The organism is Haloarcula sp. NS06, assembly GCF_051122755.1.
Taxonomy (GTDB): Archaea; Halobacteriota; Halobacteria; order Halobacteriales; family Haloarculaceae; genus Haloarcula.
In genome coordinates, this window is sequence record NZ_CP184844.1 from 923888 (window position 1) to 950568 (window position 26681).

The 26681-nt window shown below is 62.3% G+C and carries 31 protein-coding genes; 13 read left to right on the top strand and 18 right to left on the bottom strand.

Annotated features, from left to right (window positions below):
- The first annotated feature begins 4 nt into the window (after positions 1–4).
- Both ACODNH_RS08445 and ACODNH_RS08450 read left to right on the top strand, forming a co-directional pair.
- Positions 5–289: a DUF6360 family protein gene (locus ACODNH_RS08445; RefSeq protein WP_004515308.1), complete on the top strand. Its 285-nt coding sequence runs from the start codon at positions 5–7 to the stop codon at positions 287–289.
- Between the two features lie 75 nt (positions 290–364).
- Entirely contained in the window at positions 365–664 is a 300-nt protein-coding gene (locus ACODNH_RS08450; protein WP_306709222.1) for a CPCC family cysteine-rich protein, read from the top strand.
- An 18-nt stretch (positions 665–682) separates the two neighbouring features.
- Here the strand turns inward: ACODNH_RS08450 and ACODNH_RS08455 are convergent, their stop codons facing one another.
- Complete coding sequence (locus tag ACODNH_RS08455) at positions 683–1537, bottom strand: ZIP family metal transporter (protein WP_434531256.1); 855 nt, start codon at positions 1535–1537, stop codon at positions 683–685.
- Between the two features lie 178 nt (positions 1538–1715).
- Positions 1716–2852: a site-2 protease family protein gene (locus ACODNH_RS08460; protein WP_434531257.1), complete on the bottom strand. Its 1137-nt coding sequence runs from the start codon at positions 2850–2852 to the stop codon at positions 1716–1718.
- Positions 2853–2949: 97 nt separating this feature from the next.
- Here ACODNH_RS08460 and ACODNH_RS08465 point away from each other — a divergent pair, with 97 nt between their 5' ends.
- Entirely contained in the window at positions 2950–3696 is a 747-nt protein-coding gene (locus tag ACODNH_RS08465; protein ID WP_434531258.1) for an MBL fold metallo-hydrolase, read from the top strand.
- Between the two features lie 24 nt (positions 3697–3720).
- Here the strand turns inward: ACODNH_RS08465 and ACODNH_RS08470 are convergent, their stop codons facing one another.
- From ACODNH_RS08470 to ACODNH_RS08485, 4 genes are all read right to left on the bottom strand, one after another.
- Complete coding sequence (locus tag ACODNH_RS08470; protein WP_434531259.1) at positions 3721–5016, bottom strand: NUDIX domain-containing protein; 1296 nt, start codon at positions 5014–5016, stop codon at positions 3721–3723.
- Between the two features lie 73 nt (positions 5017–5089).
- On the bottom strand, positions 5090–6193 hold the full coding sequence (locus tag ACODNH_RS08475) for an aminotransferase class V-fold PLP-dependent enzyme (RefSeq protein ID WP_306709232.1): 1104 nt from the start codon (positions 6191–6193) through the stop codon (positions 5090–5092).
- Between the two features lie 217 nt (positions 6194–6410).
- The gene (rdfA, locus tag ACODNH_RS08480) at positions 6411–7028 is read right to left on the bottom strand and encodes a rod-determining factor RdfA (protein WP_306709234.1); all 618 of its coding nucleotides are present in this window, start codon (positions 7026–7028) and stop codon (positions 6411–6413) included.
- A gap of 44 nt (positions 7029–7072) precedes the next feature.
- Positions 7073–9034, bottom strand: coding sequence for an archaea-specific SMC-related protein (locus ACODNH_RS08485; RefSeq protein ID WP_306709236.1), 1962 nt, complete (start codon positions 9032–9034; stop codon positions 7073–7075).
- A gap of 303 nt (positions 9035–9337) precedes the next feature.
- On the opposite strand from ACODNH_RS08485, the gene ACODNH_RS08490 reads away from it, so the two are divergent.
- From ACODNH_RS08490 to crcB, 3 genes are read left to right on the top strand one after another with little or no spacing between them, the layout of a single operon-like run.
- Entirely contained in the window at positions 9338–9685 is a 348-nt protein-coding gene (locus tag ACODNH_RS08490; protein WP_004590827.1) for a hypothetical protein, read from the top strand.
- 2 nt (positions 9686–9687) lie between these two features.
- Complete coding sequence (locus tag ACODNH_RS08495; protein ID WP_306709239.1) at positions 9688–10071, top strand: fluoride efflux transporter FluC; 384 nt, start codon at positions 9688–9690, stop codon at positions 10069–10071.
- Complete coding sequence (crcB, locus tag ACODNH_RS08500; protein WP_306709241.1) at positions 10071–10430, top strand: fluoride efflux transporter CrcB; 360 nt, start codon at positions 10071–10073, stop codon at positions 10428–10430. The genes ACODNH_RS08495 and crcB overlap by 1 nt, the downstream gene beginning before the upstream one ends.
- Before the next feature lies 1 nt (position 10431).
- Here the strand turns inward: crcB and ACODNH_RS08505 are convergent, their stop codons facing one another.
- Positions 10432–11508, bottom strand: a complete 1077-nt coding sequence (locus tag ACODNH_RS08505; protein WP_306709244.1) for an ATP-binding protein — start codon at positions 11506–11508, stop codon at positions 10432–10434.
- Between the two features lie 75 nt (positions 11509–11583).
- On the opposite strand from ACODNH_RS08505, the gene ACODNH_RS08510 reads away from it, so the two are divergent.
- Positions 11584–12030, top strand: a complete 447-nt coding sequence (locus ACODNH_RS08510; RefSeq protein WP_004958888.1) for a DUF7382 domain-containing protein — start codon at positions 11584–11586, stop codon at positions 12028–12030.
- Here the strand turns inward: ACODNH_RS08510 and ACODNH_RS08515 are convergent.
- The 3 genes from ACODNH_RS08515 to ACODNH_RS08525 form a co-directional block, all read right to left on the bottom strand.
- Positions 12027–12758 (bottom strand): protein-L-isoaspartate O-methyltransferase family protein, encoded by a 732-nt coding sequence (locus ACODNH_RS08515; RefSeq protein ID WP_005537314.1) that lies wholly within the window; start codon positions 12756–12758, stop codon positions 12027–12029. The genes ACODNH_RS08510 and ACODNH_RS08515 overlap by 4 nt on opposite strands.
- A 61-nt stretch (positions 12759–12819) precedes the next feature.
- Positions 12820–13443, bottom strand: a complete 624-nt coding sequence (locus tag ACODNH_RS08520) for a protein-L-isoaspartate(D-aspartate) O-methyltransferase (protein ID WP_306709250.1) — start codon at positions 13441–13443, stop codon at positions 12820–12822.
- A 1-nt stretch (position 13444) separates the two neighbouring features.
- Positions 13445–14098 (bottom strand): HVO_0476 family zinc finger protein, encoded by a 654-nt coding sequence (locus ACODNH_RS08525; protein ID WP_007189348.1) that lies wholly within the window; start codon positions 14096–14098, stop codon positions 13445–13447.
- A 110-nt stretch (positions 14099–14208) separates the two neighbouring features.
- Here ACODNH_RS08525 and ACODNH_RS08530 point away from each other — a divergent pair, with 110 nt between their 5' ends.
- On the top strand, positions 14209–14625 hold the full coding sequence (locus tag ACODNH_RS08530; protein ID WP_306709253.1) for a DUF1648 domain-containing protein: 417 nt from the start codon (positions 14209–14211) through the stop codon (positions 14623–14625).
- 115 nt (positions 14626–14740) lie between these two features.
- Here ACODNH_RS08530 and ACODNH_RS08535 read toward each other — a convergent pair whose 3' ends face one another.
- Positions 14741–15700 (bottom strand): aminopeptidase, encoded by a 960-nt coding sequence (locus ACODNH_RS08535; protein WP_306709255.1) that lies wholly within the window; start codon positions 15698–15700, stop codon positions 14741–14743.
- Positions 15701–15892: 192 nt separating this feature from the next.
- On the opposite strand from ACODNH_RS08535, the gene ACODNH_RS08540 reads away from it, so the two are divergent.
- Positions 15893–16957: a type II glyceraldehyde-3-phosphate dehydrogenase gene (locus ACODNH_RS08540; RefSeq protein ID WP_306709258.1), complete on the top strand. Its 1065-nt coding sequence runs from the start codon at positions 15893–15895 to the stop codon at positions 16955–16957.
- A 3-nt stretch (positions 16958–16960) separates the two neighbouring features.
- Here the strand turns inward: ACODNH_RS08540 and ACODNH_RS08545 are convergent, their stop codons facing one another.
- Complete coding sequence (locus ACODNH_RS08545; RefSeq protein ID WP_306709260.1) at positions 16961–17452, bottom strand: metallophosphoesterase; 492 nt, start codon at positions 17450–17452, stop codon at positions 16961–16963.
- A 111-nt stretch (positions 17453–17563) separates the two neighbouring features.
- Between ACODNH_RS08545 and ACODNH_RS08550 the strand changes: the two genes are divergently transcribed.
- The gene (locus tag ACODNH_RS08550; RefSeq protein WP_306709261.1) at positions 17564–17815 is read left to right on the top strand and encodes a DUF7533 family protein; all 252 of its coding nucleotides are present in this window, start codon (positions 17564–17566) and stop codon (positions 17813–17815) included.
- Here ACODNH_RS08550 and ACODNH_RS08555 read toward each other — a convergent pair.
- The gene (locus tag ACODNH_RS08555; protein ID WP_434531260.1) at positions 17812–18486 is read right to left on the bottom strand and encodes an RNA ligase partner protein; all 675 of its coding nucleotides are present in this window, start codon (positions 18484–18486) and stop codon (positions 17812–17814) included. The two genes, ACODNH_RS08550 and ACODNH_RS08555, sit on opposite strands and share 4 nt — an antisense overlap.
- 96 nt (positions 18487–18582) lie before the next feature.
- Between ACODNH_RS08555 and ACODNH_RS08560 the strand changes: the two genes are divergently transcribed.
- Positions 18583–19695, top strand: coding sequence for an RNA ligase (locus ACODNH_RS08560; protein WP_434531261.1), 1113 nt, complete (start codon positions 18583–18585; stop codon positions 19693–19695).
- A 14-nt stretch (positions 19696–19709) separates the two neighbouring features.
- On the opposite strand, the gene ACODNH_RS08565 is transcribed toward ACODNH_RS08560, so the two are convergent.
- The 3 genes from ACODNH_RS08565 to ACODNH_RS08575 all read right to left on the bottom strand — a co-directional run bounded on the left by ACODNH_RS08565 (position 19710) and on the right by ACODNH_RS08575 (position 22311).
- Positions 19710–21551, bottom strand: a complete 1842-nt coding sequence (locus ACODNH_RS08565; protein WP_306709268.1) for a UvrD-helicase domain-containing protein — start codon at positions 21549–21551, stop codon at positions 19710–19712.
- Positions 21552–21632: 81 nt separating this feature from the next.
- Positions 21633–21932 carry a DUF7521 family protein gene (locus tag ACODNH_RS08570; protein WP_004958925.1) on the bottom strand — a complete coding sequence of 100 codons (300 nt, stop codon included), beginning with the start codon at positions 21930–21932 and terminating at the stop codon, positions 21633–21635.
- Positions 21933–21960: 28 nt separating this feature from the next.
- A complete protein-coding gene (locus ACODNH_RS08575; protein ID WP_004958928.1) occupies positions 21961–22311 on the bottom strand; it encodes an ArsR/SmtB family transcription factor in 351 nt (116 codons plus the stop codon).
- A 132-nt stretch (positions 22312–22443) separates the two neighbouring features.
- Between ACODNH_RS08575 and ACODNH_RS08580 the strand changes: the two genes are divergently transcribed.
- Positions 22444–22941: a PadR family transcriptional regulator gene (locus ACODNH_RS08580; RefSeq protein WP_058994187.1), complete on the top strand. Its 498-nt coding sequence runs from the start codon at positions 22444–22446 to the stop codon at positions 22939–22941.
- A gap of 277 nt (positions 22942–23218) precedes the next feature.
- On the opposite strand, the gene ACODNH_RS08585 is transcribed toward ACODNH_RS08580, so the two are convergent.
- Together ACODNH_RS08585 and ACODNH_RS08590 are read right to left on the bottom strand one after the other, a co-directional pair.
- Positions 23219–23398: an HVO_0416 family zinc finger protein gene (locus ACODNH_RS08585; protein ID WP_004515335.1), complete on the bottom strand. Its 180-nt coding sequence runs from the start codon at positions 23396–23398 to the stop codon at positions 23219–23221.
- Between the two features lie 194 nt (positions 23399–23592).
- Positions 23593–24165 carry a YbhB/YbcL family Raf kinase inhibitor-like protein gene (locus tag ACODNH_RS08590; protein ID WP_306709276.1) on the bottom strand — a complete coding sequence of 191 codons (573 nt, stop codon included), beginning with the start codon at positions 24163–24165 and terminating at the stop codon, positions 23593–23595.
- Between the two features lie 175 nt (positions 24166–24340).
- On the opposite strand from ACODNH_RS08590, the gene ACODNH_RS08595 reads away from it, so the two are divergent.
- A complete protein-coding gene (locus ACODNH_RS08595; RefSeq protein ID WP_434531262.1) occupies positions 24341–26623 on the top strand; it encodes a nitric-oxide reductase large subunit in 2283 nt (760 codons plus the stop codon).
- The last annotated feature ends 58 nt before the right edge of the window (positions 26624–26681 follow it).

Below are 26681 nucleotides of genomic sequence, written 5' to 3' on the forward strand. Positions count from 1 at the left end.
CGATATGGTCGACCGCATCATGAAGGTCAACGCGTACACGACCTTCGACCTGCTCGACGGTGAGGTAGAGGGCCACGGCTTCGAGGAGGAGGCTCTGGCTGTCCTGAACGTGACCGCGCCGCGAAAGAACCCGGACCACGTCGAACTCCAGCTAGAGATGGACAACACCGACCTCGACGCGGTGAAGCCACACGCTGACTCGGTGACGCTCTCGGCAGCCCAGGCCCGCGAACTGGCCGCTGAGCTGGAGGAGTACGCGGAGAAAGTCGAAGACGCACAGTCGGAGTAATCTGTCCGTCTCAGCGATAGTCATGCATCGCTCCGGGTCGATAATTCTATGGTGTGAAGACACATACCACGAAATATGTCAACCGAGACGCCCGGAAATCCAGCCGCACGGGAACTGGGCTATTGCCCGTGCTGTGGCTACCAGACACTCCCGGAGGGCCGACCCGGGTCATACGAGATGTGCCCGGTGTGTCACTGGCTCGACGACCCGATTCAGTTCGGCGATGTAGAGTTCGTCAGCGATACGAACCACGTGTCACTGACAGAAGCGCGTGAGAACTTCCGCGAACACGGGGCATGTTCGCCCGACGAGGCCGGAGATTGCGAGGAGCCGACGGACCTCGACCGCGACCCGAACTGGCCCTACGAAGAATAGTCGACACGAAGACAAGACTCAGGCTGCAAGCGCGATATCCAGATACAGCATGATGATGACGCCGGCCATCAGGCCGAGCGTCGCGACGCGCTCGTAGCCGCGCTGGTGTGTCTCAGGGATTATCTCGTCGGAAATCACGAACAGCATCGCACCCGCCGCAAAGCCCATCGCATAGGGCAGGAGCGGTTCGATGGTCACGACGGCAACAGCGCCGAGCACCGCCAGCGGGATTTCCACGACGCCGGAGCGAATCCCGGCGAAGACAGCATAGAGTCGACGGTCCAGACCTGCATTGATTGCTGCAACGGAGACGGCCAGCCCCTCGGGGATGTTCTGGATACCGATAGCGAGCATCAGCGAGAGCGCGCCGCCGATCTGGAGCGGGTCGCCGGCGGCCGCACCGAAGCCGACGCCGACGGCCAGCCCCTCAGGGATGTTGTGCAGCGTGATCGCGAGGATGAACAGGATGACGCCCGCCAGTTTGGATTCGTCGACCGAGAGGTCCTGACTGGGGTTGGCCGCGTCCGACCGCCGGTTGCCTGTCAGTAAGTAGTGGGCGTGGGGGACGAGACCGTCCGCGCGGTCGAGGAACAGCGCGCCCAGTCCGACGCCGATAAGCGTCGGAATCGGATTTCCGCCCGAGTACTCCTCGATACCGGGAATGATGAGGCTCGTGAACGCGGCGGCCAGCATCACGCCGGCGGCGAAGCCCAGTGCCGTGTCCAGCGCCCGCTCCGAGGGGTCACGCCAGACAAGCACGAGCGACGCACCAAAGAGGTTCATCGCCGCGATGATGACTCCGCCGACGAGGCCGTTTATCAGCGGGTCGGTGCCGACGAGGTCGACAAACAGTTCGACGAGCCCGGTTTGCATTGTCCAGTAGTGTACGTCGCCCCCTCTTGGGTGTACCGACAGTCAGGAGCGGTCGTCTCTGTTTCAGCGGAATCCCCGCAACGAATCGAAAACTCATGGTTCGCACATGTCATCCAGCCAGATTCAGGTAGGGTCTTCTAGCTGATAGGGGGCCGTATTCGAGCCATTAAACGCTGTGTTAGAACGGTTCCGGCGAGCCGACGACCCGACGCATCTCCATCGCGCTGGCGAAGTCTTCCCGGGAGACCACGCGGGTTCCCTCAGGCCCATCGACGAAGGCGGCGGAAGCCCGGGCAGTGTCGAGTTCGACGAGCGCGTCGAAAGCGGCTGTTTCCGAGGCAAAACGTGGCAGGTCGGTGTCCATCAGGTCGGCGACGGTGTCGGCCTCACGTTCGGCTTTCGAGAGTTCTCTGAAATCGCCGACCGTGACGACGCCGACTACGTCGGCACCGCGCGTGACCGCGAACTCCGTCCGCCGGTCGGCAAACATCCGGTCGACTAGGTTCTCAACGCTGGCGTCGGCCTCGATAGTCGCATCGAGCGGACTGGCCACGTCATCGACAGTCAGTCCCTCAAGTAGCGCTGCCAACGCGACGGTACGGGATTCACTCGACGCAGCACCGTAGACGAACAGGGCGAGTAGCAGCAACATCGGGCTAAACGACATGACGCCGACGACGGCGAACAGCACGGCAAACCCGGTCCCAATGCGGGCGGCAATACGGGTCGCCGTCGCGTAGGGCCGCGTTCGCGCAAGCAGTGCCCGGAGCACGCGGCCGCCGTCCATCGGGAACGCCGGCAGCATGTTGAACACGGCGAGAAAGAGGTTCGTGACAGCCAGCCAGCCGACGACGAACAGCGTCACCTGCGCGCTCGCTGGCAGGGCAAACAGCGCGGCGTAGCAGGCGACCCCGGTCAGAATACTCACGGCAGGGCCGGCAAGCGCAATGACGAGCTCCCGGTTCCACTCCTTTGGCATGGCTTCGAGGCTAGCGAGGCCGCCGAGAATCCAGAGCGTGATTGACTCCACCCGGAGCCCGTAGCGCATCGCCGCCCAGGCATGGCCCAGTTCGTGGAGAGCGACGCTGGCGAACAGGCCCACGGCCGCGGCGGTCCCGATAACCCACGGCGTCTGGCCCGCAGTCAGTACCGTGAGGTCGAGCGTCACGCCGGAGAGGACGCTCACGATGCCGGCATACACCGAGATCTGGGCCCCGCTGCCGATAATCCAGGCCAGCACCGGCAGGAAAATCAACAGCGAGACGTTGACCCGTATCGGAATCCCCCAGACCGTCGTGATGTGGAAGTTTCGCACGTGACACCCAACGAACAGTGGCCGGGTATAGCTTCTGCACGGAGACGACGCCGACGAGTAGCGGCCTTATTCAGGGTGTAGCGTGTACGGATATCTAATGACAGTTCGACACGACGGGCTGACCGTCGACTGGCTGGGGTACGCGACGCTCCGGTTCGCGGGCGACGACACGGTGGTGTACGTCGACCCGGGCCGGTACGGCGTGCTCACCGGCGAGTGGGAGCCCCACACGGACGGCATCGGCCATCCGCCAAGCAGCGACTACCGCGCGGAAGACGGCGACATTGTTTGTGTGACACACGTCCACCACTACGACCCGGATGGTATCGAGCGCGTCGCGAGCGAGGACGCGACCATCGTCGCCTATGAGGGTATCGATGAGCGCGTCGGCGATCGGGACCTCCCGCCGCTATCCTCGCTCCCCTACGACGTTGTCGAGGTCGGAATGAAATCACAGACCACGGTCAAGGACGTGCCGATCTGGTCGACACCGGCGTACAACGAGCCGGATGGGAAGCATACGCTGCCCGATGGCACCCCGTACCACCCGGAGGGATTCGGCTGTGGCTTCATGATCGCCATCGAGGGGACCAGAGCGTTCTATCCCGGCGATTCGGACGTGCTACCAGGACACCGGACCCTTGAGGTATCGCTACTGTGTCCGCCCATCGGCCCGCGGGCGACGATGGACCGCCACGAGGCCGCCGCCCTGGCCGCGACCATCGACCCGGACCTCGTGATGCCAGTCCACTACAATACCTTCTCTAACCTCGAAGCCGACTCCCGCGAGTTCGCCGCCGACGTGGCCGAAGCCGGCGTCCCGGTCGTGCTAGACGAGCAATGAGCGAGTGCCCGCCGGTCTCGGATATCACCGCCGCTCAGTCCATTCGCTCCGGTCTTGGTGGGCATCAGCGATCTCCTCGATATCGTTCGTCTCCAGAACGCCGCGCTCGGTGACGACGGTCATTGCCGACGCCGGCGTCATATCGAAGGTCGGGTTCGATACGACGATGTCGGCGTCGCCGTCGTACACCTCCTGTGGCTCCCGCTCCTCTCTGTCCCACGTAGCGCGTGGTGCAATCTTGTCCGTCGCACACACCGCGTAGCAGTCCACGTCCGCGGCGGCCGCCGACAGCGCCGCCGAACGGGTTCCGGCTTTGTTGACAACGCGGCCGTCCAGCAAAACACGGTCGGCCCCGACAACGAGCGTGTCGGCGCTCCACACGTCCAGTTCATGGCCGAAGGCCGCGTCGGTGGTCAGCGTCACCGTGGTGCTCTCGGCAAGCGTCTCGGCGACGCCAATGCCTTCACCGCCGGGCCGTGACTCGGCGACGAGCACTACCTCGGGAGCAGCGGCCTCGACCACTGCACGAACTGTTCCGGACCGAGAAAGCGTCGCGATGCGGTCACCGACGCGCTCAGCGGCGACGGCCGCGGCGACCCAGTCGGCGGTCACCGCGTGGTTCAGCGTCTCGGTCGCGGCCCGCTCGACGGCCGCCGGCGATTCGTCGGTAACGGCGGCCATCGCCCGATTGAGACGGTTCGCGACGACGACCATTGATGGGCGCGCCTCTCGGATTTCAGCGGCGAGGGCGGCAAGCGCGTCCCAGTCGTCACCGTCCCGTTCGGCAGTCTCCAGATCGACACTCCGTCCGGCGTCAGCCGAGGCGGCTTCGTCGCGTAGCACCTCCAGTGCCCGGAGCGACAGCCACGCCGAGCCGTGGGTCCGGTCCTCGCGAACGGTCGCCAGTCGCGGGCGAACACGATCCCAGGAGGTCCACAGTCGCGGGACCGTCTCACGAGTCAGTATTTCCGGCGGGTGGACCCACGCAGTCTCGATTGTCTCCTCGTTCGTCGCGACCGTGCGGGCCTCACAATCGAACAGGAACGGATGGACCCGCCAGCGAACCCCGTGATCGGTGTCTGCGACCTGAAATGAATCGCCCTGCCGGACGAGCGTCACCGCGTCGGCCAGCCCAGTTTCTTCGTCGATTTCGGCCCGCGCGGCCGTCTCGGGATCCCGGTCCCGCCCAGCATCGTCGGCGACGTGTCCCGCGACCCCGCTCCACTGGCCCTGGTACGAACCAACCGCGTCGCTCCGGCGCAACAGTAATACCTCGCCTTCGCTGCGCAGGAAGCACGTCACGACGGGGCGTGTCTCCATACGAGGCGGAACGACCGGCCGGGGCAAGAAAGTCCGGGCCTGTGACGCCAGTCACAGCGGGACGCTGTGAACGCTACAGCGCGTCAAGCAGGCGGTCGATGTCGTTGGCTGTATTGAACACGTGGACCGAAGCCCGGAGCGCCTCGGGGTGGGGGAGTGACCTGATGATGATACCGTCAGCCGCGAGTCGCTTGACGGTCGCCTCGGGGTCGTCGGCGGTGAACGTCACGAGCCCCGACTCGTAGTCGCGGGGGCTCAGCAGTCGGTCGCCGAGGCTGTCCTTGAGCCGGTCAGTCAGCCGCTCAACACGGGGCTGAATTGTATCGAACCCGACAGCCTCAACCGTCTCAATGGCGTTCGCGAGCGCAACGTAGGGGACCGGTGAGGTAGTGCCGACCTCGAAGCGGCGCGCGCCTTCGTAGTATGTGTATCCGTCAGCACCGGGGTCTTCGACGCTCCGGTAGCCAATGCGGGTCTGGCGCAACCGGTCATACGCGTCGGGGTCGACATACAAGAATCCGCCACCCCAGACGCCCAGCAGCCACTTGTGCCCCGCCGCGGCCACGAAGTCCGCGCCCCATTCGGTCACGTCAACGGGGTGCTGGCCGACGGACTGGACAGCGTCGACGAGTACCTGTGCGCCGGCGTCATGGGCGACCTCGACGACATCCGCAACCGGGAGTCTGGTTCCGTGGGTCCAGGAGAGCGAACTCAACGCCACCAGTCTGGCGTCAGCCACAGCGTCTTTCACATCAGCCATGTCAAGCCGACCGGCATCTGTTTCCAGTACTCGGGCCTCGATGTCGTGGGTGTCGACCAGGCGGTCCCAGGGTAGTGTGCCGGCGGGGTGTTCGAGATCAGTCCGGACCACCACATCGCCGGGCTGCCAGTCGATAGCCCCAGCGACCATATTGACCCCGTCGGCGGTACTGCGAGTCAAGGCGACGTTGGCGGCGTCAGTCCCGATATGGCTGGCGACAACCTCTCGAGCTGCCGAGAGAGCGTCCCACGCAACCGTATAGGGTCCCTCATTGGCAGGTGCGTCGAAGGCGTGTCGTTCGAGAAACGCCGTCGCAGCGTCGACCACTGGGCGCGGCGTCGGCCCGCTTGCCCCCGTGTTGAAGTACGTACACCGTTCGAGTGCCGGGATTGACGCTCGGATCTCGGCTGGGTCCATGTCCGTTCCGATGGTCCCCGACGCCTTCAGCCCTGTGTGACCCAGTAGGCAGCTTCGACAGCGGATTCCCAACACGGCAGTACAGTTCTATTTCTACGGCCGGCCATCATTACTGATTTTCTTGTTTTGTTGTGTTTCACAACTTTTATCGATTGCTTCGATACTTTTGAATGATTGCAGTGTCTCGAGATAGTCAGACGGAGCCTAGAGTGACAGCTCAGTCCTGCTGACACTCGCAGCCGCCCTGCTCGAAGAACTCCGCAACGGCATACTGGCTGCCACACGACTGGCACAGCACCTGCGCGTCCAGAAATATCTCGAAGTCATCGATATCGATACGGTCCGTATCGCGCAGTTTCTCAATGCGCTGGTCGGTGACCGACAGCGTTCGGGTCAGGAGCCGCTGAATGCTTTCAAGGTCCTTCTCGATCTTCTCATCGTCGGATAGCCCCTGGTACTCCGCGCCGCGCCATTCCTTCAGATACGACCGAATGGCCTGATAGGTGATGAAATCGGTTTCGAGACTGTCTACGTCGACGCCGTTACGTTCGAGTCGGTTGACGGTATCAGTCCGAACACCTGTGCTGATGTCGTCACCGGTGAGGTTCTCGTAAGTCGATTCCACGTCGCTTTCGAGGGCGCTCAGGCCCGCATCGACCAGTTCGCGTTCGAGGAGGCGCTTGTTGAAAAACTCGGCAAGGTCACGGAGACTCATCCGCTCTTCACCATCACCCGTCCAGCGAGCCTCCATCTCCGCACCGAGTCCATCAAGTTCGTACTCGTCGATGAGTCGAGCGACTTTGCTCGACGGCCGGCCGTCTGTCGTATTCGCCATCTGTTATTCCCACGTACGGTAACCGGAAGTAAAAGACTACGGGGTTAGATCGAAGTGATGCGGTTGAAGTCGTCGTCCAGCGCCTGCGCGTCCTCCGGCAAGAGGGCGACAACGAGATGTTCGGCGTAGTCGGCGAAGTACTCGACGAGCTCGGCGATTCGTGCCGAGTCGATGGCTTCCAGCGAGTCAAGCAGCATGAACGGAACGCTCTCGTGGAGGTCATGCACCAGATAGCCTGCAAGGGCGAAAATGAGGCCGGTTACCTCGCGCTCGCTCTCGCTGAGGTGCTCAATGGTGTCCTCGTACGCCGCGCCGTTCTCGGTGGTCCGGACAATGTGGAGTTCGAACACCGTTCGGTCGACCTTCTGACGCCCCTCACGGACGGTCTGCTCGACGCGCTCGATCCAGATGCGTTCGAGGTTCTCGTACTCGAGGATCCCGAGGATGGCGTCCATGTGCTCGTTGAACTCGTCGACAGCGTTAGCCTCGATCTGGTCGATTTTCGTCCGCTTGTCGGTGAGTTCCTCGACAAGATCGTCGCGTTCGTCGCGGAGGTCGTCGGCCCGGTTGACCAGTTCCTCAATTTCCTCTATTTCGGCAGACACGTCGTCGAGGTCGGATTCCAGGCTGTCGATCTCGAACTCAAGCTGATTTGCCTCCCGGTGAAGCGAGAGGATCTCGTCGAAGTCCTCGGATTCGAGGTTATCAACCTCGTCTTCCAGCGACTCGACGTCCTCCGTCAGTTCCTCGCGTCGGTCTTTCAGCGAAGTGATCTGCTCTTCGCGGCGTTCGATCTCCGTGTCCGTCTCCTGAATCTTCCGCTCGACGTTCTCACGGCGGCGCTGCTTTTTTTCGGCCTCGCGCTGGTCGGTCTTGAGATCGTCGAGCTCCGACTTGATGTCGTTGAGGTCCTCGACCTTCTGCCGGCGGAGGTCCTGCAGGCGGTCAACGGTGTCTTCGATCTGCTCGCGGTTGACCGTCGAGCCACACGTCCAGCACACGACGGATTCCTCGTCTTCGCCATCGAGAAGTTGCTCTGTCACCGCACCGTCGGAGCCCTCGGGCGCGTCTTCGAGCGACTGGATGACATCGTAGTCTTCCTCTTCGAGCCGTTCCTCGTTGTACTGGATGAGGCTCTGGAGGTCGGATATCTCGCTGTTCAGCCGCTGGCGCTGGTCGCGCAGGCTTGCGATCTCGTCTTCGAGGTGCTGCTGGTCGCCCATCGGCGTCTCCGGCAGATCATCCAGTTCGTCTTCGAGGTCGGACCGCTCGCGTTTTAGCGAGGTGATGCTTTCTTCCTGTGCCTCGATATCGCGCCGGACAGATTCGAGGTCCGACCGCGTCGAGCGGAGTTCATCGAGCTTCTCTTCGAGAACATCCTGTTCCTGACGGCTCTCCTCGATATCTCGGCTGCTGTTGTCGATCTCCTCTTCCCGCTCGGCCAGTTCTTCGCGTTTCTCCTCGATCTGTTCGCGGAGTTCGGTCCGGCGCTGTTCGAGGTCCGGGAGGTCGCGCTGGCGGGACTCGACCGTGGCGAGTTCGTCGTTGATCTCGCCTTTCTCCGCTTCCAGCTGTTCGACTTCCGAGCGGATCGCGTCGATGTCGACCGGCCGCATGATAATTTCGCGGAGGTCGTCGCCGCGAGCCACAGACCGGCGCGCCTCGTTGGTTTCGAGGAGGAATGCGAACAGGTCGGCAACCGCAGGGTCATCAAGATATCCGTCGCCGTCAAACTGCACAGCGTCCCCCGCTCGCGTGAGCGTCCGCTCGTACACTGCATCCCCGTAAGTGAGGGCAACGCTCCCCTCGTCGGCGTCGCCTTTCAGCGTGGCCTGCGTACTCCCCATCGCCGCCATAATAGACTGCAGAAACGACGTCCGGTTTGTGGCGTTTTTCCCCGTCAGTACCGTCACGCCCGGTGGAATATCGACTGACGTCTCATCGATCCCACCGATATTGGTTACATCGAAATGGGCGACACTAGATCCTTGCTTTGATTCTGGCATTGCTCTGCCGTAGTCGGAGAGGATATAAAAATAATTTCATTGCCGAAAACCAAATTACAGATTACCAGCCACACTACCGGCCGATACATCAGACGGTGCAGTATTATACAGCAGACAGTGAACGGACCGACAGTTGGCTCTGGAATAACACCTGTACCAATATTATTCCGAGCTGGAGCTATTGGCGAAGACAGATAGGCTTTTTCTTCAATGCTGCTATTTTGTTGTGTATAGCAATATTTCTCGCTTGTGACGGGTTTTGATATGCCAATCTATAAGTCGGCGTGATTGGAAGCTGATTGTATGACCCGGTATGAAACGCTGCTTGAGGTCGAACTTGACGAGTGGGACAGTGGGTATGGTGTCTTGCAGATCGTTGATCCAGATGACAGCGACACTGCCGAGCTACGGTTCTGTTACTTCAATGAAAACGGCAAATTCACGAACCGGCCGCTAACGCTACGCCCCGACGAAGAAACACTAGACCGAACGACGCGGATGGTGGAGAACCTCGGCTACGTTGCCCGGACCTTCGACCCAGCAGAGATCCGTGAACTCGTGGATACGCTCGGCGAAGAGCGGGTTATCGAACTCGCACAACTCGTCGACACCCTTGGCGAAGCACGGCTGGCGGAGATACTCGGGGAGTAAGGATGACAGACACCCACCCGCTGGTAACGGTCGAAACTATCGTCCTCGTGGGTCTGGGAGGATTTGCCGGCTCGAACCTTCGGTACTTCGTCGGCCTCTTTTTCCCGGGGTTACAGGGGACGCTGCTGGTCAATGTCTGCGGCAGTTTCGCACTCGGCGTCTTGGTGTACGAGGGGCTGCAGGTCGGCGCACTAGCCAGCGAAACGAAGCTGGCCGCGTCAACCGGCTTCATTTCGTCGTTTACCACCTACAGTACGTTCGCAGTGGAGACGGTTCTGACACCCGAGTGGGCGGTCGCAAACATCGTCGGCAGCTACGCTCTGGGTTTTGCCGGCGTCCTTGTCGGTCGTGAAGCCGTCCGACTGTTCGCTGGAGGTGAGCGGTAATGGTTGCTCTCGAATCGGCGCATCTGGTCGGGACTGGTGGGGCGCTTGGCGCTCTCTGTCGCCACTATCTGGCGGATGCGGTCCAGCGAGAGACGTTTCCACTCGGGACGCTCACAGTGAACGCTATCGGAAGCTTCGCTCTGGGACTGTTGACCTTCGCTGGTGTGACCGGTGACGCGGCACTGCTTGTCGGTGTTGGTGCGTGCGGTTCGTTCACGACGTTCTCCTCCTTTTCAGTCGAGACAGTCCGACTGTGGGAGGACGGCTACGTGGCCTTGGCCACTCTCAACGCTGTCGGGAATCTCGTCTGTGCGCTGGCTGGGATCGGGTTGGCCTGGGGCGTCGTACAGGTTGTTTGACTCATACAACGTCGTTATTTTCAGAACCCCCCGCACGAGCTTCGCACTCTCTGTCTGCTCCGGGGTCGCTTGCCCGCGGGGTCTCGCCGCCGTGGGGCGTCCGCCGCTCACGGACGGTCACGTGATGGACTGATTCGGTGCCGTCGTCGACGACGAGCGCGTCACCGGTCGTCTCCGGTAGCCGAGCCGCGAAATCACCGTCGAGATACGTCGGCTGGGTGGCCTGTAGTGCCTCAATGTCAGCCGTGCTCGTCAATCGGTGGGCAACGAGCAGGTCGGTCTGGGAGACGGTTGTCGCTGGCACCACGCTGGGTCGCTGTGTCGCCAGCATACAACTTACGCCGGGCTGGCGGCCTCGGGTGACGAGACGGCGGAGCGGACGCCGGGCGACGCCATCGGTGAACGCGTGGGCCTCGTCGACCAGCAGCCACGGCAACCGACTCGTCTGTTCGGCCATCCGAGCGTCGTACAGCGCAGTCGCGACAGCTGCGAGAACCGCACCGGCTGGTCGGGAAGCGAGTCCCGACATATCGAGCGCAGTCAGGCTATCGCTGCACAGCGTTCCCGTCTCGATACCCGAAGGCTCGAAGATGCCCCAGGACTCGGCGAGCGCGAGATGGTTCGCCGCTGCACGGGCGGTGCTCGCCGCCGCATCCGTATCGGCCACCCACGAGCGCATCCCGTCAAGAGTTGTGCACTCGGCCGCCGCTCGCCACACAAGCGCTCCCGCGCCCTGTTCCGGGTCGAGGCCAAGCACTGTACACCACTGGCGCGGGTCGAGCGTGTCCGCACGAACGCTGGGATGCACGACCTTTGCAGACACGTCCGCAGTTCCGAGCGGCGTGAACGCCCCCATCGGGTCGACAACGACCGGGGCAACTCCTTCAGTAGCAATCAGCCCCTCGGCGAGAACGCCAAGCGTGTAGGTCTTCCCCGACCCGCGTTTGCCGACGACAAGACCGACGTGTGGCCGGTCAACATCGAGGCTGACCGCAGCACCGCGGCTCCCATCGCGGGCCCGATAGTGACCCAGCCGCGTCGTTGCCCCCGTCGCTTCCTCGCGTCCGATAACCACCATGCCGGCGGTTGTCCCGTTTCGGTACTTGAAGGTTCGTACGAGGGTTCAAATACGAGTTTGGAGCCACACCTGTCCATGTCAGATTCGCTGTGGCGCGACGAACGTGCCATCGAGGGGCTACCGATTCGTCTCGTTATCGCGCTGGTGGTCGGTGTCGCCTGCCTCTCCGTGATGATGAGTACCATCTCCGGAATCGAGACGCTGCAGGTAACCGAGGTCGATGTGGAGCCCCACCCGGAGGTGACGAATCCGGGGACGCAAGACGTAGTTGTCACCGTCGTCGACTCAAAAGGGTCGCCGGTGTCCGGTGCAACAGTGGTCGCGAAAAGTGGGACAGCAACGCTCTCGTCGGTTACAACCGGCGAGACGGGTAGCGCAGGGAACGTGACCCTCTCACTGTCGCCGTCGCTCGGACCGAATCAACAGGACGGCACCGTCACTTTCGAAGTGAAACCACCGGCTGGGAGCAACTACGAAGACGCTCGCTCGAACACCGACCTGCTTGTCGTCGAGTCGCCCTAGCCGTCCCAGTCAATCCACTCCTGCTCCCATCCCGCGCGGGACTGAGCCGCCTGGCGGGCACGCTCGCGGTCTTCACGGTGGGTCCGGTTGCGCTCGACAGTGTCGGCCTGTTCACCCTCGACGAGCATCGGCTGGAACGCGACAGTGCCGTGTCGCTTGACCGAGCCGTCGGCCTCCACGACAGCCAGTGACTGCTCGCCGGTGCCAAGCGGCATCACCAGTCGGCCGTCATCGGTCAGTTGCTGGAGGAGCGCCCTGGGTGGGTCAATCGCGGCGGCTTCGAGAAGAATGCGGTCGTACGGTGCGTACTCCGGGAGTCCGTCAGCCCCGTCACGGCGGTCCACGAGGACGGCGTCATAGCCTGCTTCTGCCAGGTTCTGGCGTGCTTCGATGACGAGGCGACGCGTGATGTCTATCGCATGAACGTTCGCTGCGCCGACCTGTTCTGCCAGCACGGCGGCCGTGTAGCCGACGCCGGCACCGACCACAAGCACATTGTCGTCTTCTTCTGGTGACAGGGTTTCGAGTACGCGGCCGGCGGTACTGGGCGAAAGAACGCGCGTGCCAAGGCGTTCGAACGGGCGGTCGGAGTAGGCCTGTTGCTCGCCGACGAAGGCCTCTCTGGGGACGGCGCGCATCGCTGTCGACAGCCACGCGCTCCGGACAACACCCTTGCTCTCGTGTTGGAGGCTGTCGACCATGTCGTCTCGCAGTACCGCCGGGTCCATATCAGGGTATTCGGCCGAAGCTATATCAATGGCGCGACAACGGCCGCGTCCGTCGAAAACCCTACTGCAACGGGACGAACCGGACGCCGCCGTGGTCCTCTTTTTCGAGCGTGCCGCCGGCTTGTTTCTCCGCCCGGATGAGGCGCTGTTGTCCGTCGCCAACCGGAGCCAGCAGGATGCCACCGTCGCGGGTCTGCTCGACGAGCGGGGCGGGGAAATCCGGTGCGGCACAGGTCAGATACGTCCGGTCGTAGAGCGCGTGTTCTGGCCACCCCTGCTTGCCGTCACCGGCTCGAACGGAAACACCGCTGTAGCCGGTCGCTTCCAGTGTCTCGCGTGCCTCATCGGCCAGCGATGCGTGGTACTCCACGCTGTAGACGTTCTCAGGACCGACCAGTTCGGCGGTCACCGCGGCGTGGTAGCCACAGCCCGTACCGACCTCAAGCACCCGGTCACCCGGGGACAGGTCGAGCAACTCGGCCATAATTGCGACCATATGCGGCGCAGAAATCGTCTGGCCCGACCCGATCGGGAGCGGGCGGTCGGCGTAGGCATCGTGTCGCTTGTCGTCCGGAACAAACTGATGGCGTGGAACCGATGCTATCGCTTCGAGGACAGTCTCGTCGTCGACACGCGAGCGCAGGTGGTCAGATAGCCGCGACCGCTGCCGGTCCCAGTCGACCATCCTACCAAGCCGACCACGCCGTGGTTGACTCGTCCCTGACGTACAGTCGGTTGATGTCCTTCGCAATACCCATGTCGCCGTCGTGGTCCATGTTCTCGTGGTCGTAGCCGTGGGCGTCGTCGCGGACGTGAATCCCTTCGACGGTGAACTCTTCCTCGCCGAACTCCTCGGTCTCGCCGACGACGAACTCGTAGTCGCCGGGGACGTGGAGTTTGAAGCTCTCAGTCTCGTCGTGGGTCCCGTCTTTCGGGTGCATCGTGACGTTGACCGAGACGTTGCCGACGGCCCGCGACCAGATTGTCTCGACGTCCTCGGCGGCCGCCTCGTCCTCGCGGCCGTCCGCGGTCTCCAAGCTAGTGATGCGCGCGGTCACGACAGCTTCCTCCGTTTCTAGGAGGAACTCCTCGCCAACGGACAGTTCTTCTTCGGCCGGCACGTCGACCTCGGCGGTGAAGGAGTCTCCGTCCTGTGAGACGACGACACTACGCTGCAGCGTCTCTTCTTCCGGGAGTTGTTCCTTGTGGACGTGGTCACAGTCCGTACAGCGAACCGTCACGTGGCCGCCCGGCTTCAGCACCTCGTGAACCGTTTCCAGATCCGGCGAACAGGCCGGACACGGGAGGGCGATGCGGTCGCCCGGTGTAGCGTCTGTCATATACGGCCGTTGACTGCGCTCCCGTAAATGGTCGTCGCCACGGCGCTGCTCGTGGTTCTTACTCGCACAGTCACGCTGCCCTTCTTTTGCCACCGGGCCAAACGACGGGTATGGCGCGCCGACAGAGCCATGCCGACATCGCAAGCGGTGTCGTCATCGGCCTGACAGCCTTGGCTGGTCTCACAGTCTGGTCACGCCTCCCCGCTGAAATCGCGATTCACTTCTCCGCGTCGGGCACGCCCGATACCTACGTTTCGAAGCCGGTCGGTGTCGTTCTCATGCCGGCGCTGATGTTTGCAACCCTCCTCGTGCTGAAGGGTGCGTTCCGCTACGACCCGCCGGACGTGCCGCAGGTGGCGGCCACTATCACCGTCGCAACGATGGCGTTCATGGGTGCGGTACACGGGCTGGTGCTCGCGTGGAACCTTGGCTATCCGGTGCCGTTCGACCTCGTCCTCGTCGGGTCGCTCGTCTGGGCGGTGCTCATTATCGGCTACGCTGTGACGGTCGAATACGCCGACAGATAACGGACCGTCGGCGGCCAGTATGCGCTATCCGCGCCACTGTGCCCCTTCAGAAGTTCACTTTGGCTTCGGTTACGCAACGCAGAGGGTTTCACTTCCTCCCCGTCCTCATGGCTTCTCAGTCGCCGTTCGGCTTCGGGAGGGCCACTTCCTCTCCATCCGCATACACGGTCGGTTCCGTCAAAATCCCGTCCAGATGAATCGGCGCGTGGACATCGCCGCCCATCGCGTGGTCGTCGCCGATAGCGATGTGGACCGTGCCACCAGCTTTTTCGTCCAGAAGGACGGAGCCGACGAGTTCGGTTACGGCGACGTTCGTGCCGATACCGAGCTCAGCGAGATTGTACGCGTCCCGGCCAACCTCTTCAGCGGCATCCTCGACCTGTGCGCGAATATCAGGATCGTCGATGTCCGTGACGTACCCGTCTTCGACCTCGAAAGTGAGGCGCTTGTCGTCGAGTTTGCCGTGGGGGCGCATCGTCCCGTCGACAACGAATGTGCCGTCAGCCGTCTCAGGGGCGAGGAACACCTCGCCGGCAGGGAGATTCGACATCTCACCGGCCTCGTGGACGATGCCGGTGTCCATATGCCACTCGCGGGCACCGATGCCGAACGTGATGTCGGTCCCTTGGGGCGACGTGACCCGGATCTCCTCGGCGTCTTCGACCTGTGCCAGCACGTCCTCGCAGTGCTGTTCGATACGGTGGTAGTCGGCGTCTAACCCCATGAGGAACACGCCCTCGCTGATGCCGGGCAGGGTCGCAACGCGAGCGCCGGCCTCGTTGGCGTCGGTCCGGGCTTCGGTGTGGCTCAGGCTCTTGGTCGTCGGCGCGAGCACGACATCAGCGGTTTCCATCGCGCCAGCGACCGGCGCAGGCGGTTCCGAACCGTGTTGCTCGCCCGGCGGGTAGCGCACGAAAACAGAGTCGTCGGTAATCTCTGCGGCGACGCGATACAGCGCCTCGCCGATTGCCTTCCGCTGGTCATCAGTGATGACGGCACATGACTCGTCGGGCTGGAGGTTCAGGCACTGTTTGACGGCGGTCTCTGCGGGCGCGCGAAGCGACGAGTTGTCCATACAACTGATTGCGTACTCCGGCTGAATAACTCTTGATAGACTGCCGGCGTATGCCGGCGAAACACGCTCCATCTCAGTGTTTTCTGGTAATTCGTGCTAAAAGATCACAATATCCAGAGGTACAACTATCTGAGTTAATTTCTCCATAAATTAATCACAAAGAATATACTCTCCCCGAAGAGATGGACGTGTATGCTCCACGTGGGCATCAACGGCTTCGGCACCATCGGGAAACGCGTCGCTGACGCGGTGCGTGTCCAGCCAGATATGACAGTTGCGGGCGTCGCAAAGCGCTCGCCGAACTTCGAGGCAACTATCGCGGACGACCGCGGCTATGATCTCTACGCCGCGGACGGCCGCGAACCGTTCGATGAAGCCGATCTCGGTACGGCCGGTACGGTCCATGACCTCATTGCAACGAGTGATGTGGTCGTCGACACCACGCCAAGTGGCGTCGGCGCGGCCAACGCGTCGCTATACGCCGAACATGACACGCCGGCCATCTTCCAAGGCGGAGAGGACGCCGATGTGGCAGACGTGAGCTTCAACGCCCGCGCCAACTACGAGAAGGCAGTCGGGGCCGACACGGCCCGCGTCGTGTCATGCAATACAACGGGTCTTTCACGCCTGCTCGCACCGCTCAGGGAATCATACGGGGTTGAAAAATCACGTGTGACACTGGTCCGGCGCGGTGCTGACCCGGGCCAGACCGGCCGTGGCCCGATCAACGACACACTCCCCGACCCCGTCGAAATCCCCTCCCACCACGGTCCTGACGTCCAGACGATTTTTCCCGACCTCGACATCGATACGATGGGTATGAAGGTTCCAACGACGCAGATGCACACCCACAGCGTCAATGTCACGCTGGAAAGCGAGCCGACGACAGAGGAGGTCACGTCGCTGCTCGCCGACGAATCGCGGCTGTTCCTCATCCCGGAGACGCTTGGTATCGACGGCGCAGGGAAGCTCAAGGAGTACACCCGGGACGCCGGTCGCCCGCGTGGTGACGTGTGGGAGAACTGCATCTGGGCCGAATCCATCACGGTTGAGGGGCGGGACCTCTACCTGTTCCAAGCGATTCACCAGGAAGCCGACGTCGTACCGGAGAACATTGACGCCGTTCGCGCGCTCTCCGAGCGGACCGCAAGCGCCGAGAAGAGCATCCGCCGGACTGACGAAGCCCTCGGTGTCGGCCGCGGCCTTGTCGAACACGACGGCAGCCCACAGCGCGTCGACAGTCACGCCGACGACTGATTCTTACCCCAGTTCGTGGAATTCGACCTCGCCAGTGTCCGTCGAGAGCGTCGCGACCGAAAACGGCTCGGGCGCCGGTGGAATCGAGATGCCACCGGGGTTGAGTCGTACTGTGTCCCCACGCTCCTCGTGCCCACGTTCGTGCGTGTGTCCGTGGAAAACGTAATCGTAGTTTCCGCATTCAACCAGTGCATCAACGATCTCTCCGCTAGTCCCGTGATACACCGCGACGGCGTGCTCGTCGATTGTTACCTCGCCCATCTCGCCGAAGTACGTGCCGAACTCTTCGACAGTGGACTGGACCGCCCACTCACCGTCGTTGTTGCCACGTACGGCGTAAAACGACCAGTCACCGTCAAACGGTGTCACGGAGAACGGAGCGACGAAGTCGCCGCAGTGGACGACGGTCTCACAGCCCGCGTCAGCGAACGTCTCAACTGCGGCTTCGACCTGCGACGCGTTGTCGTGTGTGTCCGAGACGATGCCGATTTGCATACCAGCGACGTTCAGCCGGCAGCGACTTGAACGTATGTCCCTCGGTGCTGGTGCGGACGTAGTCGTCACGCAGGCGCGATGTTTTTGTTTAGTCACCGCCTACGATGGCCGATGGCACGGGGACTCATCGGGACAATAGAGCTGATGATCGCGGTCGTACTCGCCGCGCGGGTCACCCTCCTCGGCGTCGACAACCTCGCTCGTGGCCAGACAGTGATCGGTGCGGTCTTTCTCGGGTTAGCTGTCGCCTTACTGGTCATCGAGTGGGTCGCTCCCTCCCCAACGGACATCCCCGGCGCAATCGCCGGCCGGGCACGTAGCGCGCTCCCCGGTGGGAAGCCACCGGACAGTGACGAGGACTAACTCTCGTCGCGCCAGCGGTCCGGATTGCCGGCGGCGAGATACTCCCTGAGCAGCGGCGGAAAGTTCCGGCCCTTGAGATACCGCAGTCCGAAGTCCTCCGCCCAGTTGATGATACCCTGGTCCTCTGTGACAACGCCGGCGTCCAGTTCCTGTGCAAGAATCAGGAGGTCGAAGTCCTCGCGGGAGTCGAGCACGCCCTGCCGGAGCGTATCCCGGTACTCGTCGCGCAGGTCCGAGATTACTTTGTCCACCTCCGTCATGTGATCGTGTTCCTCGACCGTTTCGGCCCGTGACTCCTCGGCCTTCCGGACGGCCTTCTCCGAGACGCGCAGGCCACGGTCGACCCGCTCGGACATCTCGTCGATGAACTCATACACCAGATCCGCTGGAATCCGCACCTCGTGGTGGGCCGGCGACTTCGTGATGACCCACGTGTCCAGTTTCGTCAGCACCTCGTCGCTGATGGCCCGGTCTTCGAGCATCGTCGTCAGCTCGGCCTGAATTGACGGTGGCATGTAACAGGAGATGTTGTGGACCAGTTTCGCCTCCGAAATTAGGTCGAGCAGATCCAGACAGGCCGCCTCCAGATTCTCGTCGTCGCCTCTGATTTCGGGGGTGAGAAACAGCGACGTGTCGAGGACGAACCGTTGTTTGAGCGGGCGGTCGACCATACTGGCGCTACGATAGCCTGCCACTAATGTTCTCTGACAGGTACGGTAGTGACACGCGCCAGCAGTATTTTAGTGTCATGTCAACAAGAACCAATCATGTCGAGAGACTGGGGGTCGCTGTTCGATGTCGACACTGACCCCGAGGACCTGCTGGAGCACTTCGATACCGAGTGGTTTCGCGGACAGCGATACCGACACCTGGGCGACGAGCGCCACGGCATTGAGCGCGGAACAGCGCTCGTCGGTGACGTGGTTGTTCGCGGCTATCCGTCGATGCCGCGTGCGCTCGTCCTCGAACCGGCGATCCAGGAAACGTTCGACGGCCCCGTCGCCATCGAGGAGAAGCTCAACGGCTACAACGTCAGGGTCGCGCGGGTCGACGGCGACCTCCTGGCACTCACCCGGAGCGGGTTCGTCTGTCCGTACACTACGCGAAAGGTCGAAGCGTTGCTCGATGCTGAGGCGTTTTTCGACGACCACCCAGAGTATATGTTGTGTGGTGAGCTCGTCGGACCGGAAAACCCCTACACAGACCACGACTACAGTGAGATCGATGAGGTCGGGTTCTACGTGTTCGGGATTCACCACCGCGAGAGCGGGACGCCGATGGGTGTGGAACGGCGACTCGACCAGTGTGCGACCTACGGCCTCGACAGCGTCGACCACTACGGGACGTTCACCCCGGCAGCGGCCGTCGACGCCGCCCGCGAGCGAATCGACGATCTGGACGCTCGCGGGCGGGAGGGGGTGGTCCTGAAATCGGCCGACGGAGAGACGGCACTGAAGTACACGACGAGCGCTATCCACCGGGCCGACCTCGAACACGCGTTCGAACTCCCCTTCGACTACGGGCGAGACTTCGTCTTCACGCGCGTCATGCGGGAGGCCTTTCAGGCCGTCGAGCGCGGCGAATCGGCGGCGGCCGTCCGTGAGCGGGCACGAGAGTTAGGCGAGGCGATCCTCCAGCCCGCAGTCGAAACGATACGGACAGTAGACAGGGGTGACCCGGTCGGCGAAACGCACACCGTTCGTGGCGACCCGAAGATCATCGACGATCTGCTGTCGTACTTCCGCGAGCAGGGGCTGGAACTCCACGTCGAGCACGACGAGACAGTGGGCGGGCAGCGTGTTGTCACGTTTACCAAGGTCGCCCAGTCGACGCGTGACAAGACGAGGTACTACCTGGAAGGAGGGACAATCGACGAGTGAGAGAAGCGGCCGCTTCAGTCGGCCGCGAGGGTTTCGCTGGCGTCGTCAAGCAGTTGCTCGATGGAGCGGTCACTTGGCTCGTTCTCCAGCAACACGTCGATTGGCAGCGTCGGCGCGCCGTCGACGAGGTTCTCAAGCAGGACGAGCCGTTCACGGGCGCGGGACATCCCGACGTAGAACACGCGCCGTTCATTGTCGGTCAGCGTCGGGATGGGACTGGTGTGTTTCGTGAATTCTTCCATGCCGGGCACTTCGATACCCTGCTGGTCGACAGTCGCGGCCATCTGCTCAACAACCTTCTCCGTGAGGTCGGTCGCGACAAACACGTGGTCGGCCTCACGACCTTTCGCGGAGTGGATAGTCCCCACGCGAACACGGTCGGCGTCCATTCCGGTGTAGTCGCCGGTGAAGTACGCGTCGACAGTCCGCTCTTGGAAGTTAGTCACCTTCCGGAGCATGTCGCCCGCAGAGGCCGCGTCAGGGAGGAACGGGACGTGCTCCTGAACCACGTCGGGTTCGATTTCGATATCGGCGATGTCTTCGTCCTCGTGGGACTCGTCGATCTCTTCGAGCGCATCGAAGAGTTCATCGCGTTCGCCCGTGCCGAAGGCAGAGTCGACGAGCATATCCGCGAGCCGGCGCGCTTCGAGCACCGTGAGCGGTTCCTCGGCTTCGACGGCTTCGAGCCCGTTGACGTACTGGGTGAGCCGGTCGGTCCACATCCGTTGGTCGGTGAGACAGGAGAACGGAATCCCGTTGTCGATAAACTCGTCGATGAACTGGAACATCTGGTAGCGGGCCCGGAACAGCACCATCACCGTCTCATCGGACTGCTCGATGGTCCGCGTGACGTTCCGGGAGAGATCAAACATCGAGGGGTTCTGGACCGCCTCGACGCGGCCACCCTCCTTGCGGGGATTGAGGTCCTTCTCCTGACGTTTCTCGATGTGGCGAACCTCGCGGTTGACGACGTTCAGAATACGCGAGGGGAGCCGGTAGGAGTTCGGCAGGACCTCGTCCTGGGTGACGACTTCCTCGAGCAGGAGGTCGGGGTCAGCGCCCTGCCAGGCGTAGACGACCTGATCGTCGTCGCCGGCGATAAGCACCCGCTCCATGTGGGGTTTCCACTCGTCGTACACGTCGTACTGCAGCGTCGTGATGTCCTGAAACTCGTCGATGATGAGGTAATCGACGTTGGGGAGCAGCGAGCGCTGGGCGACCCGTTCGAGCATGTCGGCGAAGCCAGTCAGGTCGTTCTCGCCTTTGTACGTGCGCCAGCCGCGAATGGCGCTTGGCACATCGATGCGGTCGTCGTCGGTCGGCCAGGTCGGCGTGTACTTGTTGCCGGTCTGTGCGTTGTCGTCGATTTCCGGCGGCAGTCGGACCTCTTCGTCGTCCCACTTGAACGGGACGTCGTACCAGTCGGCCACGTCACGTCGGGTCCGCTGAAGCCACTGGCTCGTCGCGATGATCTTGTTCCCGATGGTGGTCGAACGAGCCGACCGACGCCGGGACCCTTCGTACTCGTCCTCGTAGTCGATACCGAACTCTTCACAGAAGGCCTCCTTGTCGTCCTCACCGACAACGTCACCGCGGGAGAGGTTCAGCAGTTCGTATGCCTTCGCGTGCATCGTACAGACGTTCCCGCGGAGAGCGCGAGGGGACAGTCCGAGTCGGTCTGCGAGCCGTTCACGAATCTCGGCCGCCGCCGCACGTGTGTACGAGACAACAAGTACGTCACGGAAATCGACGTCGTCGTCTTCCAGCAGTTCGTCGACGCGGTCAAGCAGCGCCGTCGTCTTCCCGCTACCGGGCCCACCGAACAGGCGGACAACCTCGGTGGTCGAATCAGTCATTGAACATGTAGTGGGACCGCGGCCAAATAAACAACGTGCTTTACGGGGACGATAACTGACAGGCGAACCCAAACGGATTTCTCACCGGTACAGCGACACGTACAGCATCGCGAACCCGATGATGAACGGAATGGTCTCTGACATCTGGAAGAACACGCGAACGATAGCACCGGTTTCGCCGGCGCTCAGTTGCGTGATGACACTGGAGATAGCGACGCCCATACTGATGAACGCAAAACCGACAAACGCGTACTGGAGCCGTTCTGACGGGCGCTTCCGGTAGGCCTGAAAGCTAATCAGGGTGATACCGAGTGTCAGCCCGAACACCACCATCCGCATCAGGATGAGCACGCTACGTGCGATGGCCACGCCAGTCGTCATGCGGTCACCCGTTCATTAGTCGGCAAACTCATTCCGGGTTCAGCTCGTCCCAGAGCTGACTGAACCGGTCCGGGAGGTTCTCCTCCCGATAGATGCGTACTTTGTACTCCTCGTCCTCAAGCGAGATGACCGTCGACTCGAAGTTGGACTCGTACACCTTGTAGTGGTTTCCGTCCTCGGCGACGAGCGTCCGGTCGGTAATGAGGTCGTACTCGTCGAGCAGTTCGATACGTCGATACACCGTCGGCAGCGAGAGGTCACACTCCTCTGCGAGTTCCTTCGCCGACTGCGGTTCTCGACTAATTGCGGCGAGTACACGGCGCGCGTGCTGGTCGCCGATCGTATCGAGAATCTCCTCGATGCTCTGTTCCTCAGCCACTACACCAAGATTCGCGTCATATTATATAAGCGTTTTCGAGCACTGTGGTGGTTTCACGTTCAGAAAACACTGCCCCGTTTATATCATGATAGCCCCTGTAGCACTCAGTGCGGATTGCGTTCAGGTGAGACGATGTCCGGAGACAACCTCCGTCGCGTGACGACGGGCAAGATGCAGGGCCAGAATGCCGATGAGCGAGTGACCCCTCTCGGCGATACAGAGCGCCCGGAATCGCATGACCCACCCAGTCGTGACGCCATTACGGAGTCGCTGTTAGATCCGGTCATTGACGACGTCGTCGACGGCGAGACCGCCGTCGATGACGGTCTAGTCACACAGAGTCTGGAAGAGATCCTACTGGCGATGATCGCAGTCGCCGATGGTGGCACCCACGGAACCGGACTGATGGAGGAACTGGAAACCCAGTTCGGTGCCGAACTGAGTCCGGGGACAGTGTATCCCCGGCTGCACGAGTTAGAAGCGGATGGCACGCTCCAGATGCACGAACTCGTCCAGACGAAACAGTACGGAATCGCGGACGATGCAGCTGCGAAGGAGCAGATCGCAACGTCCGCGTACCAACATCTCGCACTCGGGCTGTTCCTCCATGCGTCGCTCGATGCGCTGTAACCACCACGAGCCGGTTATCTCGCCGACACACGACCCCCCAATCGTCGGCTACGAACCGGTCGGCCCGCCGGCACACGACCCCCCAACCGTCGGCTGGCCACGCAAAGACTCCCCACTTCCTTTCTGCGCACCGTAATGCAGTTCCGACTATCTGTACCGTTGCTGTCCCACCAAGCGACGGCGTGAGGCGCAGTTCGGCAGAGAGAGAACTGCCGGTTCTGCAGGTTGGTACTGTCGCTACTGGATGAAACGTGGAAGACCGAAAAGCGGAGTATCCTTACCGTACCGGTGTCCAGCCACACACCGAGCACTGTGCCGCTGTCGACTCGTGAAGACCGCCGCAATCAGGGCACTGCTTCTTGTTATAGCTCTCTTCCCAACCACTCTGGTCCACGTCGTGGCCACGCTGGGAGAGGAACTCGTCGAACATATCGTCACTACTCGGTGCGGACGCCATACATGATATGGTATAGCACATCAGTATATAGGTTTAATGGTATTGTGAAACATTGCCATAAGTAACGACGCACCACGAACGACGAGACGGTTTTACCGCGGGCTGTGCTACGTAGAAGCTGCATAACCAGTAGACAGCAGCAAATAAGCGGTCGTTCAAACCGTATGTTGGAACCTGTGTCCGGGTGCCACTCGTTAGCTTTCGGTCGCAGCCGGGTGGGTGTAGTCAACGGTGAGACGGGTGCTTGCGATGAGCGCGTTCGCGATGGTCTCTGACGCTTCTTCCTGCTCAGTTCCGCCCTCGATAGATAGTTTCTCGCCGAGTGCGTACACCTGAAACCGGTGTTCGTAGGGCTGTCCGGCTGGTGGACACGGTGGTTCATACCCCGGCTCGTTGGGGGGCTGTGTTCCCTGTCGAGCGCCGTCGAGCGTATCGAGGGTCGGCTCGCGAGGGAGTCCGGCTGGAATCCGCTCCATCTCTGGCGGGACGTTCCACAGCGTCCAGAACACCGGCTGGCTGAACACGCCACCGTCGTACTCGGCTGTGACGGCAAGCGCTGCCGTCGGTTCCGGGACGCGCTCAATGACAAAGGGCGGCGAAACGCCGTCGCCGTCGCAGGTAAACCGGGCCGGAAGCTCGTCTCCGGAACTGAACGCGGGGCTCGACACTTCGAAGGCCGACGTTGTGTCGTCCGACTGCCCGGTACAGCCCGCGCTGCCGACCAGTGCTGACACCCCGAGTGTCTGGACGAAGTGGCGACGGCGCATATCAGAATGGGAGGGACAGGTAGTAATCTGCCTTGTGATACCTCGCCACGTATCACGCCGAATCCGGGGACGGGACACCACTGGTCCCTATCAGGGCGAACATGTTCCCTCCCGTCACCAGCGACTGAGAACGTCTTACCCCCTTCTTATTTTGGGGTGCTGGAGTTCTAACCACATGAAACTCAAACGCAAAACGATCGCGAAGGTGATCGCCGCCGCGTTCGTCTTCAACCTCATCGTTATGGGGGCCGGCGCGTGGATCGCGTATCAGGAAGCGCCACCCATCCCCGAACAGGTTGTCGGACCCGACGGCGAGACGTTCGTCACGGGTGAGGACATCCGTGACGGGAAGAAGGCGTTCCAGAAGGACGGGCTGATGAACCACGGTTCGATTCTCGGGAACGGCGCGTACTACGGCGCAGACTACACCGCTGACTCGCTGGAGTTGAAAACCCAGCATATGCGGACGTACTACGCCGAGGAACGCTACGGGACTGAGTACGAATCGCTGTCGACGGCCGAACAGGCCGCCGTCAATGACGACGTGAAGCAGGACCTCAGTGGGGAGTACGAGGGCGGAAACATCGAGTACTCCGCCGCAGAGCTGTACGCCCACCAGCAGGTCCGTCAGGAATACGTCGAACGATATCACGAAGGAAGCCACGAACGGGGCATTCCCGAGGGAATGATCGACTCCGAAACCGACGCCCGACAGTTCGCTGACTTCGCCATGTGGACGGCGTGGTTCTCCCACACCGACCGCCCGGGCGGCGACCACTCCTACACGAACGACTGGCCGTACGAGCCCGCCGCCGGTAACGACGCGACCGGCGCGGCGATGACCTGGAGCGTCATCGCGATGGTCCTCCTCGTCGCCGCCGCTGGTGGCGGCATCTGGCTGTACCAGTCCGTCAGCCTCCCGGAACCGTCCGCCGGCGACCTCTCGGTTCCCGAGCCGGGCGACGTGAGCATCTTCCCCAGCCAGCGGGCGGCCTTGCGGTTCATCCCGGTTGCCGCCGGATTGTTCCTCGCACAGGTGTTGCTCGGTGGGTTACTCGCTCACTTCTACATCGAACGAGCCGGCTTCTTCGGTATCGAGGAAATATTCGGCGTCCCGATCCTCCAGCTACTGCCCTTTGCCATAGCGAAGACCTGGCACATCGACCTGGGCATTCTCTGGATTGCCGCGACGTGGCTCGGCGCAGGACTGTTCCTCCCGCCGCTGCTGACCGGCCACGAGCCCAAGCGCCAGTCGACGTACATCAACATCCTACTCGGAGCTATCGTCGTCGTCACCGTCGGCGGCCTCGGCGGTATCTGGCTCGGCTCGCACGGTTACTTCGGTGATCTCTGGTGGATCGTCGGCAACGAGGGGCTGGAGTACCTCGAAGTCGGGAAGCTCTGGCAGGTCGGGCTGTTCGTCGGCTTCGGCCTGTGGGCCGTCCTCTCGATTCGAGGCCTGAAGCCGCTGCTGGACCGCGAGCCGGTGTTCGGTCTCGCGCACATGATCCTGTACGCCGGCGGCTCCATCGCCCTGCTGTTTACCGCCGGGTTCTTCTTCACCCCCGAGACCAACATCGCCGTCACGGAGTTCTGGCGCTGGTGGGTCGTCCACATGTGGGTCGAAGGGGCCTTCGAGTTCTTCATCGTCGCCATCATCGGGCTGACGCTGGTGTCGATGAACCTGCTTAGCCGTCGCAGTGCCGAGAAGGCAGTCATGCTTCAGGCATTGCTGGTCATGAGTACGGGCGTCATCGGCGTCTCCCACCACTACTGGTGGGTCGGGATGCCCGATATGTGGGTCCCCATCGGGAGCGTGTTCTCGACGCTGGAACTGCTGCCGCTGGTGTTCATCCTCTACGAGGCGCTGGGCCAGTACCGGGCGATGTCCGAGACTGGCGGGTTCCCTTACAAGCTCCCGTTCATGTTCATCATCGCCAGTGGGATCTGGAACTTCGTCGGGGCCGGCGTGCTCGGGTTCTTCATCAACCTCCCGCTGATCAACTACTACGAGCACGGCACCTACCTCACGGTCGGCCACGCCCACGCCGCGATGTTCGGGGCCTTCGGCTTCCTCGCGCTGGGGATGGTCACCTACATGCTCCAGCTCGCTATCAAACCTGGTCGCTGGGACGGCTCCTGGCTCCGGGCGGCGTTCTGGTGCTGGAACGTCGGCCTGGCGCTGATGGTGTTCGTCTCCGTGCTGCCTGTGGGCTTCATCCAGCTGGAGACAGCGTTCACCGGCAGCTACGCCGCGGCCCGGAGCGTGGCGTTCTACAACCAGCCGCTCGTCCAGACGCTGTTCTGGGCACGGCTCCCCGGTGACACGCTCATCATCCTCGGGACGGCTATCTACGCAGCCGACCTGATCCGCAAGCGGTTCGTCCTCCGGAGATCCGAGGATGACCCCACGGTTGAGGACATGGCCGTCGCAGAGGGCGTGATGAGCGACGACTGAGTCACCGCTGGGTTTCGGCTGTGCGTCGTCACAGCCGGAACACGATCATCACCAAGAG

Bases quoted from the DNA above. Each gene is read 5' to 3' on its own strand.
- ACODNH_RS08445 (WP_004515308.1), top strand. From the start codon at position 5: ATGGTCGACCGCATCATGAAGGTCAACGCGTACACGACCTTCGACCTG.
- ACODNH_RS08450 (WP_306709222.1), top strand. From the start codon at position 365: ATGTCAACCGAGACGCCCGGAAATCCAGCCGCACGGGAACTGGGCTAT.
- ACODNH_RS08455 (WP_434531256.1), bottom strand. From the start codon at position 1,537: ATGCAAACCGGGCTCGTCGAACTGTTTGTCGACCTCGTCGGCACCGAC.
- ACODNH_RS08465 (WP_434531258.1), top strand. From the start codon at position 2,950: ATGACAGTTCGACACGACGGGCTGACCGTCGACTGGCTGGGGTACGCG.
- ACODNH_RS08470 (WP_434531259.1), bottom strand. From the start codon at position 5,016: ATGGAGACACGCCCCGTCGTGACGTGCTTCCTGCGCAGCGAAGGCGAG.
- ACODNH_RS08475 (WP_306709232.1), bottom strand. From the start codon at position 6,193: ATGGACCCAGCCGAGATCCGAGCGTCAATCCCGGCACTCGAACGGTGT.
- rdfA (WP_306709234.1), bottom strand. From the start codon at position 7,028: ATGGCGAATACGACAGACGGCCGGCCGTCGAGCAAAGTCGCTCGACTC.
- ACODNH_RS08485 (WP_306709236.1), bottom strand. From the start codon at position 9,034: ATGCCAGAATCAAAGCAAGGATCTAGTGTCGCCCATTTCGATGTAACC.
- ACODNH_RS08490 (WP_004590827.1), top strand. From the start codon at position 9,338: ATGACCCGGTATGAAACGCTGCTTGAGGTCGAACTTGACGAGTGGGAC.
- ACODNH_RS08495 (WP_306709239.1), top strand. From the start codon at position 9,688: ATGACAGACACCCACCCGCTGGTAACGGTCGAAACTATCGTCCTCGTG.
- crcB (WP_306709241.1), top strand. From the start codon at position 10,071: ATGGTTGCTCTCGAATCGGCGCATCTGGTCGGGACTGGTGGGGCGCTT.
- ACODNH_RS08505 (WP_306709244.1), bottom strand. From the start codon at position 11,508: ATGGTGGTTATCGGACGCGAGGAAGCGACGGGGGCAACGACGCGGCTG.
- ACODNH_RS08510 (WP_004958888.1), top strand. From the start codon at position 11,584: ATGTCAGATTCGCTGTGGCGCGACGAACGTGCCATCGAGGGGCTACCG.
- ACODNH_RS08515 (WP_005537314.1), bottom strand. From the start codon at position 12,758: ATGGACCCGGCGGTACTGCGAGACGACATGGTCGACAGCCTCCAACAC.
- ACODNH_RS08520 (WP_306709250.1), bottom strand. From the start codon at position 13,443: ATGGTCGACTGGGACCGGCAGCGGTCGCGGCTATCTGACCACCTGCGC.
- ACODNH_RS08525 (WP_007189348.1), bottom strand. From the start codon at position 14,098: ATGACAGACGCTACACCGGGCGACCGCATCGCCCTCCCGTGTCCGGCC.
- ACODNH_RS08530 (WP_306709253.1), top strand. From the start codon at position 14,209: ATGGCGCGCCGACAGAGCCATGCCGACATCGCAAGCGGTGTCGTCATC.
- ACODNH_RS08535 (WP_306709255.1), bottom strand. From the start codon at position 15,700: ATGGACAACTCGTCGCTTCGCGCGCCCGCAGAGACCGCCGTCAAACAG.
- ACODNH_RS08540 (WP_306709258.1), top strand. From the start codon at position 15,893: ATGCTCCACGTGGGCATCAACGGCTTCGGCACCATCGGGAAACGCGTC.
- ACODNH_RS08545 (WP_306709260.1), bottom strand. From the start codon at position 17,452: ATGCAAATCGGCATCGTCTCGGACACACACGACAACGCGTCGCAGGTC.
- ACODNH_RS08550 (WP_306709261.1), top strand. From the start codon at position 17,564: ATGGCACGGGGACTCATCGGGACAATAGAGCTGATGATCGCGGTCGTA.
- ACODNH_RS08555 (WP_434531260.1), bottom strand. From the start codon at position 18,486: ATGGTCGACCGCCCGCTCAAACAACGGTTCGTCCTCGACACGTCGCTG.
- ACODNH_RS08560 (WP_434531261.1), top strand. From the start codon at position 18,583: ATGTCGAGAGACTGGGGGTCGCTGTTCGATGTCGACACTGACCCCGAG.
- ACODNH_RS08565 (WP_306709268.1), bottom strand. From the start codon at position 21,551: ATGACTGATTCGACCACCGAGGTTGTCCGCCTGTTCGGTGGGCCCGGT.
- ACODNH_RS08570 (WP_004958925.1), bottom strand. From the start codon at position 21,932: ATGACGACTGGCGTGGCCATCGCACGTAGCGTGCTCATCCTGATGCGG.
- ACODNH_RS08580 (WP_058994187.1), top strand. From the start codon at position 22,444: ATGTCCGGAGACAACCTCCGTCGCGTGACGACGGGCAAGATGCAGGGC.
- ACODNH_RS08585 (WP_004515335.1), bottom strand. From the start codon at position 23,398: ATGGCGTCCGCACCGAGTAGTGACGATATGTTCGACGAGTTCCTCTCC.
- ACODNH_RS08590 (WP_306709276.1), bottom strand. From the start codon at position 24,165: ATGCGCCGTCGCCACTTCGTCCAGACACTCGGGGTGTCAGCACTGGTC.
- ACODNH_RS08595 (WP_434531262.1), top strand. From the start codon at position 24,341: ATGAAACTCAAACGCAAAACGATCGCGAAGGTGATCGCCGCCGCGTTC.